The sequence below is a fragment of the Streptomyces sp. NBC_00669 genome (genome assembly GCF_036226785.1).
Lineage (GTDB): Bacteria > Actinomycetota > Actinomycetes > Streptomycetales > Streptomycetaceae > Actinacidiphila.
In genome coordinates, this window is the sequence record NZ_CP109018.1 from 1,123,986 (window position 1) to 1,136,642 (window position 12,657).

Here is a 12,657-nt window from a genome sequence, read left to right on the forward strand (position 1 = left end):
CCCCTGCTGTGCACGCTTGGGGCAGTATGAGCGCATGCGTGATCGACAGCCGAGCGGCGGCGGGGTGCGGCACGAAGGCGCCCTGCGGGTCGCCCTCTTCGTGACCTGTGTCAACGACCTCCTTTACCCGGACACCGGCCGGGCCGTGGTGACCCTGCTGGAGCGGTTGGGCGTGGAGGTGGACTTCCCCGCCGCCCAGACCTGTTGCGGGCAGCCCCAGTTCAACACCGGCTACCGCCACGAGACCGAGCCCCTGGTCCGCCGGTACGCCGACGCCTTCGACGGCTACGACTACGTGGTCACCCCGTCGGGCTCGTGCGCGGCGATGGTGCGCGACAACTACCCGCGGATCGCGGAGCGGGCCGCCGCCGAGGGCCGGGACGACGGGCTGGCCGCCGCGGCGGCCGCGGCCGTTCCGAAGACCTACGAACTGACCGAGTTCCTGGTGGACGTGCTCGAAGTGACCGACGTGGGCGCCTACTTCCCGCACACTGTCACCTACCACCCCTCCTGCCACGGCCTGCGCATGCTCGGCCTCGGCGAACGCCCCCGCAAACTCCTCCAAGCCGTCAAAGGCCTGGAACTCAGGGAGCTGGAAGGCGCCGAGGAATGCTGCGGCTTCGGCGGCACCTTCGCCGTCAAAAACCCCGACGTCTCCGTCGCCATGGGCCAGGACAAAGTCCGCCACGCCCTCGACACCGGCGCCCGCGTCCTGTGCGGCGCCGACAACTCCTGCCTCCTCCACCTCGACGGCATCCTCCGCCGCGACCACGCCCCCCTCCACACCCTCCACCTCGCCGAAATCCTCGCCTCCACCGAACAACACCCCTACCGGCGAACCGACACAGGAGTCGTCCGATGAGCGGCACCTACCTGGGACTCCCCTCCTTCCCCGAAGCCGCACACACCTCGACGAAGGACACCCAACTCCGCGCCAACCTCACCCACGCCACCCACACCATCCGCACCAAACGCGCCACCGCCATCAACGAACTCCCCGACTGGCCCCAACTCCGCACCGCCGGCGCCGCCATCAAAGACCACACCCTCCACCACCTCGACCACTACCTCCAACAACTCGAAACCGCCGTCACCAACGCCGGCGGCACCGTCCACTGGGCCACCGACGCCGACGAAGCCAACCGCATCACCACCCACATCATCCAAACCACCGGCGAAACCGAAGTCGTCAAAGTCAAATCCATGGCCACCCAGGAAACCGGCCTCAACGAAGCCCTCCACACCGCCGGCATCCACGCCTACGAAACCGACCTCGCCGAACTCATCGTCCAACTCGCCCACGACAAGCCCTCCCACATCCTCGTCCCCGCCATCCACAAAAACCGCACCGAAATCCGCGACATCTTCCACCACGAAATGACCCACTGGGGCCGCCCCGCCCCCGACCACCTCACCGACAACCCCACCGACCTCGCCGAAGCCGCCCGCCTCCACCTCCGCGAAAAATTCCTCCGCACCAAAATCGCCATCTCCGGCGCCAACTTCATGATCGCCGAAACCGGCACCCTCGTCGTCGTCGAATCCGAAGGCAACGGCCGCATGTGCCTCACCCTCCCCGACACCCTCATCTCCATCGTCGGCATCGAAAAAACCATCCCCACCTTCCAAGACCTCGAAGTCTTCCTCCAAACACTCCCCCGCTCCTCCACCGCCGAACGCATGAACCCCTACACCACCATGTGGACCGGCACCACCACCCACGACGGCCCCAAAAACTTCCACCTCATCCTCCTCGACAACGGCCGCACCGACACCCTCGCCGACACCACCGGCCGCCAAGCCCTCCGCTGCATCCGCTGCTCCGCCTGCCTCAACGTCTGCCCCGTCTACGAACGCGCCGGCGGCCACGCCTACGGCTCCCCCTACCCCGGCCCCATCGGCGCCATCCTCACCCCCCAACTCCGCGGCACCACCACCCCCCTCGACGCCTCCCTCCCCTACGCCTCCACCCTCTGCGGCGCCTGCTACGACGTCTGCCCCGTCGCCATCGACATCCCCGAAATCCTCGTCCACCTCCGCGAACGCGTGGTCCAAGGCGGCCCGGTCACCGTGCGCGGCACCCGCACCACCATCAAGCCCGCCAAGGGCCACGCCGCCGAGCGAGCCGCCATGCGCGCCGCCCGGTGGACGCTGGACCGTCCGGCGGTGTGGGGCACGACCCAGCGGATGGCCGGCGCGACCCGCCGCCTGCACCCGAGGCGGCTGCCGCTGCCCGGCCCGGCACAGGCGTGGAGCGGCAGCCGGGACCTCCCCGAGGTGCCCGCACAGGGGTTCCGCGCCTGGTGGCAGCAGCGGGAGAAGGACGCGAAGCGCGGAAAGGGCGAGCAGAAGTGACCGACGACAACAGCAGCCGTACCGAGATCCTGCGCCGTATCCGCGCCGCGTTGACCGACGTGCCCGGCACCCCCGACGAGCGGCCGATCCTCCGGGACTACGCCGTCGTCCACGCCGAGCGCACCCCGGAGCAGAGCACCGACCTGCTCGCCGAGCACCTGTCGGACTACCGCGCCCACGTCCACCGCTGCACCGCCGCCGACCTGCCCCGTACGATCGCGGAACTGCTCACCGCACACGGCAGCCGCAGCGTCGTGGTGCCACCCGCGCTGCCCGACGGATGGCTGCGGGACGCGGCGGACATCGAGATCACCGTCGGCGGTGACGACCTCGGCACGCACGAACTCGACCGCATCGACAGCGTCGTCACCTGCTGCGCACTCGCCATCGCCGAGACCGGCACCATCGTCCTGGACGCGAGCCCGGACCAGGGCCGGCGCCGGATCACGCTGGTGCCGGACCACCACGTGTGCGTCGTACGGGTACCGGAGCAGGTGGTGGACTCGGTGCCGCAGGCGCTGCCCAGGCTCGACCCGGTCCGCCCGCTGACCTGGATCTCCGGCCCCTCGGCCACCAGCGACATCGAACTCGACCGCGTGGAAGGCGTACACGGCCCGCGCACCCTGGACGTCGTGCTGGTGTCGGGGGCCGAGCCGCCCGTGTCCGGGTCCGCGCCGGACTCGGTGCCGGGCTCAGCGCCGGGCTCAGTGTGAGCCGGACGCCGCCGAGCGGCTGACCTTCACGGCCCAGATGACCAGCGGCACTTGGAGCGGCAGCCGGGCGTAGGCGGCGGCCCTGAGCGGGGCGGGGCGGTGCCGCCAGTCGTAGGCCATCTTGACGTTGGCCGGGAAGACCGCGGCGAAGAGGCCGGCGGCGAGCAGGCCGCCGGTCCTGCGGGTGGCCGGCAGCGCGACGGCGGCCGCGAGCGCGACCTCGGCGACGCCGCTGGCCCGGGTCCAGTCGCGGGGGCGGCCCGGCAGGGCGGTGGGCACGATGGAGTCGAAGGGCTCGGGCCGCAGGAAGTGCAGGGCGCCGGCGGTCGCGAGCAGTCCGGCGAGCAGCGGTGCGGGGCGTATGAGCACGTGGACGGCCTCCTCGAACGGGCGGGCGATTCCCGCCGGAAGCCCACCTTACCCACGGGTAATGTCGTGTCGGCAAGCCCGCGCACCGGATTCTCAGGGCGCGATGACCGCCGGTTCGAGCGCGGCCGGGGCTCCGGCGGCCTCGTCGGCGTGCTGCTCGCCGCGCCGGCTGAGGGCCGCGTACCGCCCGTCGAGGGCGAGGAGTTCGTCGTGGGTGCCGCGTTCGACGATGCGTCCGGCGTCGAGGACGGCGATCTGGTCCGCGTCGCGGATCGTGGACAGCCGGTGGGCGATGGTGATGGTGGTGCGGCCCGCCGAGAGGGCGTCGATCGCGTCCTGGACGGCGGCCTCGGTGCGGGTGTCGAGCGCGCTGGTGGCCTCGTCCAGGATCAGCACCGGCGGGTCGCGCAGGATCGTACGGGCGATGGCCAGGCGCTGCTTCTCGCCGCCGGAGAAGCGGTAGCCGCGCTCGCCGACGAGGGTGTCGTAGCCGTCGGGCAGGCCCGCGATGTGGTCGTGGATCTGCGCGGCCCTGGCGGCGGCCTCGATCTCGGCGTCGGTGGCCTCGGGCTTGGCGAAGCGCAGGTTGTCGGCGACGGAGGCGTGGAAGAGGTAGGTCTCCTGGGAGACGACGCCGACGGCGGCCGCGAGCGTGTCGAAGCTGAGGTCGCGCACGTCGGTGCCGTCGAGGGTGACCCGGCCGCCGGTCACGTCGTACAGGCGCGGCACGAGGTAGCTGAGGGTGCTCTTGCCGGAGCCGGTCGCGCCGACCACGGCCAGGCTGCCGCCCGCGGGCAGGGTGAGGTCGATGCCGCGCAGGGTCGGCGCGGCGTGCTTGCCGCCCTCCGCCTCGTAGGCGAAGTCCACGTCCTCGAAGCGGATGTCGCCGCGGACCCGGTCGATGCGCACCGGGTCGGGGCGCTCGGTGATGTCCACCGGCAGGTCGAGGTACTCGAAGATGCGCTGGAAGAGCGCGAGCGAGGTCTGCACCTCCACGCCGGTGGCGAGCAGCTGCACGGTCGGCCGGAACAGGCCCTGCTGGAGGGTGACGAACGCGACCAGGGTGCCGATGGAGATCGCCGAGCCGGGACCGCCGCCGCCGGTGAGGCCGGCCGCCCAGTACAGCAGCGCGGGCATCGCGGACATCACGATGCCGATCACGGCCATCCGCCAGCGGCCCTGCATGTTCGAGCGGACTTCGAGGTCGACCAGGCTCTCGGACTCGGTCGAGAAGTCGCGGGTCAGGGAGTCGGCCCGGCCCATGGTGCGGCCGAGCAGGATGCCGCTGACCGACAGCGACTCGGTGACGATCGCGGACAGCGTGGCCATCTGCTTCTGCCGCTTGGTGGCGATCTTCTTGCGCTCGCGGCCGACCTTGCGGGCGATCCAGACGAACACCGGCAGCAGGAGGAGCGAGACGATCGTCAGCTCCCAGTCCAGGGCGACCATGGCCACCACCGCGGCGACCACCGAGGTGAGGTTCGAGACCAGGGAGGTGGCGGTGGACGTGACGGTGGCCTGCATGCCGCCGATGTCGTTGGCGATCCTGGACTGCACCTCGCCGGTGCGGGTGCGGGTGAAGAAGGCGAGCGACATCCGCTGGAGCCGCTCGTAGACGGACGTGCGCAGGTCGTGCATGACGCGCTGGCCGACGGTGGTGGAGATCAGGGTCTGCATCACGCCGAACACGCCGTTGGCGACGGCGGTGGCGATCATGCCCAGGGCCAGCACGGCGAGCAGGCCGGTGCGGCCCTGCGGGATGGCGGTGTCGAGGATCGCGCGCAGCAGGAACGGCGAGGCGACCGACACCAGCGAGGACAGGGCGACCAGCAGGCCGACGAAGACCAGCCGGGCGCGGTACGGGCGGAACAGGCGCATGATGCGGCGGACGTCGACGTCCGCGCGGGTGCCGGGTGTGCTCTTCGGTGGCGTCCACCGGCTGACGAGGTCGTTCTCGGGGCGCAAAGGGCTCCTCCGGGTTCGGGTACGGATACGGGCCAGGGTCCGCGTTCGGGATACGCGGACATAGGGAGTGTAGGTCATTGTTACCTATACTCACAATGGAGTGTGTCCTGATAGCCTGAGGACATGGACCCCCGCACCACCGCGACCGCCGAGGAGAGCGCGGCCGGACAGGCTTCGCGTCCGGCGGACAGCGAGGCAGCAGCTCCGGATTCCGGCCAGGTCGCCACGGCCGCCGGCCAGGCACGCGACGAAGCCGCCGCCCGGGCGCTCGCGTCCGGCGCCGACGAGGTCACCGGCCGACTCGCCGACCAGTTGCTGACGCTGAGCCGGCGGCTGCACCGCTCGCAGCGCCGGCTGATGGAGCCGCTGGGCATCACACCCGCCCAGTCCCGGCTGCTGCGCACCCTCGCGCACTGCGAGGCGCCGCCGCGGATGGCCGACCTCGCACAGCGCCTCGACGTGGTGCCGCGCGCGGTCACCACGCTCGTGGACGCGCTGGAGGAGCTGGAACTGGTCCGCAGGGTCCCCGATCCGCACAACCGGCGGGTGATCAGGATCGAGCTGCGGGAGGACGGCGCGCGGGCGCTGTCCGCGCTGCGCGGGGCGCGCCGGGCCGCCGCGGCCGAACTGCTGGCGCCGCTGGACGGCGAGCAGCGCGCCGCGCTGTCGGCGCTGCTGGACGTGCTCGGCGAGGGCGAGCCGTCAGGACACGGGCACGGGCACGAGCGCGGGCACGGTCGCCAGTAGGGAGGGACGGCGAACGGCGCGCCGCGGTGGAGACGCGGCGCGCCGTTTCGTCGGCAGCGCGTGGCTGCCTGTGCCGCTACTTCGTGATGTCGACCCCGGCGGCGTCGCTCACACCGGCGCCGTCCTTCTCACCGCCCTGGGCCGGCACCGTCGGCGTGAGCACCGCGGTGCAGGCGCTGCACCGCTTGGCCGCGGCGGGGATCGCGCTCAGGCACTCCGGGCACTCGCGGGTCGGGGCGCTCGCGGCCTTCGGGAAGAACTTCTCCTGCATGCGGTTCATCGGCAGCACGACCAGGAAGTAGATCACCGCAGCCACGATGACGAAGCTGATCGCCGCGTTGATGAACACGCCGTACGGGAAGGTGACGCCCGAGGCGTGGAAGTTCCGGTGGCTGAAATCTCCGGTGGCACCGCTCACCAGGCCGACGATCGGTGTCAGGAACGCCCCGACGAAACCGTTCACCAGCGCGGTGAAGGCCGCACCGACGACGATGCCGACCGCGAGGTCGACGACGTTGCCGCGCAGCAGAAATGCCCGAAAGCCCTTCATGTGGGGGGTCTCCTCTGGTGACCATGGTGTGGAGCCACACAGTGTGCCGTTTCCGGCCGCGGACCTGCAAAGTCGGTGTGGTTCAGGTCACTCGCACGGGTGGCGGCCGAGTTCGAAAACCGTTTGACCCGACGGCGGGGGCGCGGCGAGTCTTGCACGGCTCACGGTTGTTTCCGGCCCGATTGCGGGGGATCGCCCGGAAGACCCGGAGCGCCGTACCTCGTCCGCCGCCGCCCGGGCCGCAGTTCCGTCCGGGCTCCGACTCCTGCCCGCACGCCCGCATCCACCTCAGGACATCATGCCGTCCCTCAGCAGCATCCCCTTCGCCGACCCGGGTCGGCCCGACACCCGTTCCGGCCGACGGCTCCTGATCTGGCTGGAGTTGGGCCAGTGGCGCGGTCAGGTGGCCGCGGCCGCGTGGGGCACCCTCCACATGGCCTCGCTGGCGTGTTTCCCCGCGGTGGTCGGGGTGGCCGTGCAGGCCGTCGTGGACCGCTCGGGCACCCGGCTGGTACTGGCCGGTGTCGTGCTGCTCGTGCTCGGCCTGCTGACCGCGCTCGGCGACACCATGCTGCACCGCACCGCGGTCACCAACTGGATCAGCGCCGCCACCAGGGTGCAGCAGCTCCTCGCCGCCAAGGCGGTCGAGCTGGGCGCGATCCTGACCCGGCGGGTGGCGGCAGGAGAAGTCGTGGCGGTGAGTACCGGCGACGTCGAGAAGATCGGATGGTTCGTCGAGGCGCTGGCCCGCTTCACCTCGGCGCTGCTGGCCACCGTGGGCGTGGCCGTGGCGCTGCTGGTGTACGAACCGAAGCTCGGTGTCATGGTCGCCGCGGCCGTACCGGTGCTGGCGCTGTCCGTGCTGCCGCTGCTGCCCGCGGCCACCCGCCGCGCCGACCTCCAGCGGGAGAAGGGCGGCCGGGCCACGGAGCTGGCCGCCGACACGGTGGCGGGGCTGCGGGTGCTGCGCGGGATCGGCGGCGAGCAGCTCTTCCTCGACCGCTACCGCCGCGTGTCGCAGGAGGTGCGCCGGGCCGCCGTGCACAGCGCCCGGATGTGGGCCACCATCGCGGCCGTCCAGGTCGCGCTGCCGGGACTGCTGCTGGTCGGCGTGGCCTGGTACGGGGCGCGGCTGGCGCTGGACGGGCAGATCTCGGTCGGCCAACTGGTCACGGTCTACGGCTCGGTGTCGTTCCTGATGTTCCCGCTGCAGAACTTCGAGGAGATCGCCATGGCCTGGTCGTTCTCCAGGCCGTCGGCGAAGCGCGCCGCGCGGGTGCTGGCGCTGCGGCGGAGCGACGTCGACGGGGCGCCCGCAGAGGTGGCCGGAGAGGTCGCCGGCGGAGTGGGCGGCGGGGCGCTCGACGGCGCGGCCGGCGACCCGCTCGCGCTCAGCGGCGAACTGTACGACCCCGCGACGGGGCTGCGCGCGCCGTCCGGGCTGCTCACGGCCGTGGTGTGCGGGGACCCGGACGCCGCGGGCCGGCTCGCCGACCGGCTGGGCGGGCACAGCCCGGTCGCCGTCGAGGGCGAGCCGTCGGCGCTGATCGGCGGCAGGGCGCTGGACGCCGTACCCCTGGCGGTGGCCCGCTCCGCCGTACTCGTGCACGACAAGGACCCGGTGCTGCTGTCCGGCACCCTGGCCGACCTGCTCGACGTGCCCGCGTCCGGGCGCGTCACCGCCCCGGCGGCGCTGGCCGCCGCGCAGTGCGCCGACGTGCTCGACGCGCTGGTGCGGTCCCTGGACGGGGCTGACGCGGACTCCGGCGACGCGATGCGGGCCCGGATCATCGAGCGCGGCCGGTCGTTGTCGGGCGGGCAGCGGCAGCGGCTCGCGCTGGCCCGTTCGCTGGTGGCCGACCCGGAGGTGCTGGTGCTCGACGAGCCGACGTCGGCGGTCGACGCGCACACCGAGGCGCGGATCGCGCACGGTCTGCGGGAGATCCGCGCCGGCCGTACCACCGTGGTGTTCACGTCGAGCCCGCTGGTGCTCGACCGTGCCGACCAGGTGGTGTTCGTCCACGACGGCACCGCGGTCGCCGCCGGTGTCCACCACGAACTGCTGCGCGCCACCCCGCTGTACCGGGCCGTGGTCACCCGTGAGGACGAGGCCCAGGGGGACGCCGCGACCGCGACCGGAGCGGAGACCGGAGCGGCGGCTCGCGCGGCGGGCGAAACCGGAACAGACGAAACAGCCGGAACAGCCGGAACCGCCAGAACCGCCGGAACCGCCGGAACCGCCGATGTCCGTGACGACATGTCGATGGAGGAGTCCGCATGATCGGCGTACGACCGCCGGAGCACGACCCCTCGATGCCGACCCGGAACAGCATCACGCTGCCGGTCGGTTCGCCCGCCACGGTGCGCGGTTACGTCCGCGAGCTGGCCCGGCGGCACCGGGGCGCGTTCGCCGTGCTGCTCGGTGTCAACACGGTCGCGGTCGTCGCGTCGATGATCGGGCCGTTCCTGCTGGGTGACCTGGTGCAGGACCTGGCCGACGGCCATCGCGACATCCATCTGACCCGTACCGTCTGCCTGTTCCTGGCCGCGCTGGCGGTGCAGGCGTGCTTCGTGCGGATGGTCCGGCTGCGCGGGGCGGTGCTGGGCGAGCGCATGCTCGCCGACCTGCGCGAGGACTTCCTGGTGCGCTCGGTCTCGCTGCCGCCGGGCGTACTGGAGCGGGCCGGCACCGGCGACCTGCTGTCGCGGATCACCACCGACATCGACCGGCTGTCGGAGGCGATGCGGGAGGCGGTGCCGCAACTCGCGATCGCCGTGGTGTGGGCGCTGCTGCTGCTCGGAGCCCTCGCGGTGACCGCGCCGCCGCTGGCGCTGGCCGTGCTGGTGGGGCTGCCGCTGCTGATCGCCGGCTGCCGCTGGTACTTCCGGCGGGCACCGGCCGCCTACCGCGCGGAGGTGGCGAGTTACGCGGCCGTCGCCGCCGCGCTCGCCGAGACCGTCGACGCCGGCCGCACCATCGAGGCGCACGGCCTGGGCGAGCGCCGGGAGGAGCTGTCCCGGACCCGGCTGCGGAACTGGGTCGGCTGGAGCCGCTACACGCTGTGGCTGCGCAGCGTGCTCTTCCCGGCGATCACCATGACCCACGTGCTGATCCTCACCTCGGTGCTGATGATCGGCGGTGGATTCGCGCTGCACGGCTGGCTGGCCGTGGGCGCGCTGACCACGGGCGCGATGTACGCGCAGATGCTGGTCGACCCGATCGGCCTGATGCTGCGCTGGTACGACGAGTTGCAGACGGCGCAGGCGTCGCTGGCCCGGCTGGTCGGGGTGCGCGAGGTCGCGGTCGACGAGGGCGACGGCGCGCTGACGCCGGACGGCCGGACCATGACCGCGGACCGGGTGCGGTTCGGCTACGTCGAGGGCACCGATGTGCTGCACGACGTGTCGCTGAACGTGCCGCCCGGCACCCGGCTGGCGCTGGTCGGGCCGTCGGGCGCGGGCAAGTCCACGCTCGGGCGGCTGCTGGCCGGGCTGTACGCGCCGCGGACCGGCGAGGTCACCCTCGGCGGGGCCGCGCTGGCCCGGATGCCCGCCGAGCGCGTGCGGGAGCACGTCGCCCTGGTCAACCAGGAGCACCACGTCTTCGTCGGCACCCTCCGCGACAACCTGCGGCTGGCCCGTCCGACGGCCGGCGACGGCGAACTGTGGGAGGCGCTGGCCGCCGTCGACGCGCAGGAGTGGGCGCGCGCGCTGGACGACGGCCTGGACACCGAGGTCGGCTCCGGCGGCTCCGTCCTGACCCCGGCGCAGGCGCAGCAACTCGCGCTCGCCCGGCTGGTGCTGGCGGACCCGCACACCCTGGTGCTCGACGAGGCGACCTCCCTGCTCGACCCGCGCGCCGCCCGCCACCTCGAACGGTCCCTGTCCCGGGTGCTGGACGGACGTACCGTCGTGGCCATCGCCCACCGCCTGCACACCGCGCACGACGCCGATGTGATCGCCGTGGTCGAGGACGGCCGGATCAGCGAGTTGGGCAGCCACCACCAACTGGTCGAGGCGGAGGGCGCGTACGCGGCGCTGTGGCGCTCCTGGCACGGGTGAGCCGTCCACGGCGGGACGGGTGAGCCTTCCGCGGCGGGTGGAGGGTGAATGTCGGCAGTGCGCGGCGCGGATGTCGCAGCGTCACGTGTCGCGGCCCGTGGAGCCAGGAGGAGGTCGGTCCCTGCGGTCGTAGGCTTCCTGCGAGGCTGATACGTCGCCGAGGTGCGCGATCGACCATTCCTCCAGCGCGCGCAGCGGCCCGCGCAGGGTGCGGCCCGCCTCGGTGAGCGCGTACTCGACGCGGACCGGGACTTCGGGGTGGACGGTGCGGCGCACCAGCCCGTCCCGTTCGAGCCCGCGGAGGGTCTGGGTGAGCATCTTCTGCGAGATGCCCTCGATGCGCCGGCGCAACTCCGAGAAGCGGGCGCTGCCGTCCCAGAGGGCGCCCACGATGAGCACCGTCCAACGGTCGCCGATCCGATCCAGGATGCGGCGAGTCGGGCAGTCCGCGCGGTAGGGGCTGTCGCGGAGCATCGACTCGGCCCGGGTGGTTACCACAAAGTGCCTTCTTCCCATGGGAGAGCTGCTTTCTTACGGTAATCGCATCGCGTCGCCCGACGTCACCCGTCCCGGAGAAGGGCACTTCGTGTGTCGGCGCCGTATCCGCGCCCGGCCCTCCCGGGCCACCTGACAACGTACGGAGAAACATGTCGCGCCCAGCCCGCCCGGAGGACTTCCCCCTGCCGGCCACCCGAAGCGACCTGCCGATCGTCGACTCCCACCTCTTCGACGACCTGATCCCGCCGGAGGCGGCCTTCGAGCTGACCACACCCTTACGCCGGCATCGCGAGCCCTACGTCGGCATCACCGAGAACGGCACCCCGCGCCGGGGCCTCTACCGTCTCCACCACCCGGCGGCATCCCCGAAGACCACCGTCACGGCCGCCCGGGCCTACCTCGACGGGCTGGCGCCCCACCAGAGGGCGGTCGCCGCGCTGCCGATGGACGCCCCGGAATGGCGGTTGTGGACGAACGCGATCCCGACCTGGCACCCGAAGGGCATGCGCCTGGAGCGGCTCACCGACCGTGACCGCGATCGCGCGCTCGCCGTCGTCGAGGCGAGCCTCAGCCCTGCCGGCTACGCCCAGGTACGAGCCGCGATGGCACTCAACGAGCACCTGGGCGAGCTCATCGACGACTACCGGGACACCCTCACCGAATTCGCCTACTGGTTCACCGTCTTCGGGACTCCTTCGGGCGACTCCCCGTGGGGGTGGCAGCTGATGGGGCATCACGTGGACCTGCACTGCGTCTTCGTCGGAGGGCAGGTGGTTCTCGCCCCCGTGTTCCTCGGCGCCGAGCCGACGTCCGGGACGGGACGGTTCGCGGGCGTCACGGCTTTCGGCGACGAGACCGAGGTCGCCCTTTCCTTCCGCCGCGCCCTGGACCCCGACCGGGAGGGCGAGTTCCTGATGGGTCCCTCGCTTCGCGCGGAGGACCTTCCGCCCGAACTCGCCGGCCCGTGGAAGGGCCGGCACCTCGCCGGCGCGGGCAGTGACAACCTCATCCTGGCTCCCGAGGGGATCGTCGCCGCAAGCCTGCCGGCCGACCAGCGTGACGCTCTGGTGGAGCTGATCCGGGTCTATCTCGACCGTCTCCCGCAGGTCCAGGCCGAGCGCACCCTGGCGCTCGTCCGTGAGCACTTCGACGAGACGCGGTTCGCCTGGCGCGGCGGCCACGACGACGAGTGCGCCTTCTACTACCGGATTCACTCACCCGTGCTCCTGGTCGAGTACGACAACCATCCCGGTGTCTTCCTCGCCAACCCCGAGCCCGCCCGCTTCCACGTCCACACCATCGTGCGAGCCCCCAACGGCAACGACTACGGACGTGATCTCCTCGCCCAGCACTACCGGCTCCACCACGGCGGTTGACCGGGGCGGAACGGAGACCAGT

General features: G+C 72.2%; 11 protein-coding genes. 7 read left to right on the top strand and 4 right to left on the bottom strand.

Going from position 1 to position 12,657, the window contains the following annotated elements; genetic code table 11:
- Nucleotides 1-82: 82 nt before the first annotated feature.
- From OG896_RS04405 to OG896_RS04415, 3 genes are read left to right on the top strand one after another with little or no spacing between them, the layout of a single operon-like run.
- Nucleotides 83-862, top strand: a complete 780-nt coding sequence (locus OG896_RS04405; protein ID WP_329373697.1) for a (Fe-S)-binding protein — start codon at nt 83-85, stop codon at nt 860-862.
- Nucleotides 859-2,355, top strand: a complete 1,497-nt coding sequence (locus tag OG896_RS04410) for a lactate utilization protein B (protein WP_329362556.1) — start codon at nt 859-861, stop codon at nt 2,353-2,355. Before OG896_RS04405 ends, OG896_RS04410 begins: the two co-directional genes overlap by 4 nt.
- Nucleotides 2,352-3,068: a LutC/YkgG family protein gene (locus OG896_RS04415; RefSeq protein ID WP_329362558.1), complete on the top strand. Its 717-nt coding sequence runs from the start codon at nt 2,352-2,354 to the stop codon at nt 3,066-3,068. The genes OG896_RS04410 and OG896_RS04415 overlap by 4 nt, the downstream gene beginning before the upstream one ends.
- Here OG896_RS04415 and OG896_RS04420 read toward each other — a convergent pair.
- Nucleotides 3,060-3,437, bottom strand: coding sequence for a DoxX family protein (locus tag OG896_RS04420; RefSeq protein WP_329362560.1), 378 nt, complete (start codon nt 3,435-3,437; stop codon nt 3,060-3,062). The genes OG896_RS04415 and OG896_RS04420 overlap by 9 nt on opposite strands.
- Before the next feature lie 93 nt (nt 3,438-3,530).
- The gene (locus OG896_RS04425; RefSeq protein WP_329373699.1) at nt 3,531-5,315 is read right to left on the bottom strand and encodes an ABC transporter ATP-binding protein; all 1,785 of its coding nucleotides are present in this window, start codon (nt 5,313-5,315) and stop codon (nt 3,531-3,533) included.
- Between the two features lie 210 nt (nt 5,316-5,525).
- Here OG896_RS04425 and OG896_RS04430 point away from each other — a divergent pair, with 210 nt between their 5' ends.
- Entirely contained in the window at nt 5,526-6,149 is a 624-nt protein-coding gene (locus tag OG896_RS04430; RefSeq protein ID WP_329362562.1) for a MarR family winged helix-turn-helix transcriptional regulator, read from the top strand.
- Nucleotides 6,150-6,225: 76 nt separating this feature from the next.
- On the opposite strand, the gene mscL is transcribed toward OG896_RS04430, so the two are convergent.
- Nucleotides 6,226-6,699 carry a large conductance mechanosensitive channel protein MscL gene (mscL, locus tag OG896_RS04435; protein ID WP_329362564.1) on the bottom strand — a complete coding sequence of 158 codons (474 nt, stop codon included), beginning with the start codon at nt 6,697-6,699 and terminating at the stop codon, nt 6,226-6,228.
- Between the two features lie 298 nt (nt 6,700-6,997).
- On the opposite strand from mscL, the gene OG896_RS04440 reads away from it, so the two are divergent.
- On the top strand, nt 6,998-8,980 hold the full coding sequence (locus OG896_RS04440) for an ABC transporter ATP-binding protein (protein WP_329362566.1): 1,983 nt from the start codon (nt 6,998-7,000) through the stop codon (nt 8,978-8,980).
- Nucleotides 8,977-10,761 (top strand): ABC transporter ATP-binding protein, encoded by a 1,785-nt coding sequence (locus OG896_RS04445; RefSeq protein WP_329362568.1) that lies wholly within the window; start codon nt 8,977-8,979, stop codon nt 10,759-10,761. Before OG896_RS04440 ends, OG896_RS04445 begins: the two co-directional genes overlap by 4 nt.
- Before the next feature lie 81 nt (nt 10,762-10,842).
- Here OG896_RS04445 and OG896_RS04450 read toward each other — a convergent pair whose 3' ends face one another.
- On the bottom strand, nt 10,843-11,259 hold the full coding sequence (locus OG896_RS04450; RefSeq protein ID WP_329362570.1) for a winged helix-turn-helix transcriptional regulator: 417 nt from the start codon (nt 11,257-11,259) through the stop codon (nt 10,843-10,845).
- Nucleotides 11,260-11,408: 149 nt separating this feature from the next.
- Between OG896_RS04450 and OG896_RS04455 the strand changes: the two genes are divergently transcribed.
- Nucleotides 11,409-12,635, top strand: coding sequence for a DUF3500 domain-containing protein (locus OG896_RS04455; protein WP_329362571.1), 1,227 nt, complete (start codon nt 11,409-11,411; stop codon nt 12,633-12,635).
- Nucleotides 12,636-12,657: the final 22 nt, after the last annotated feature.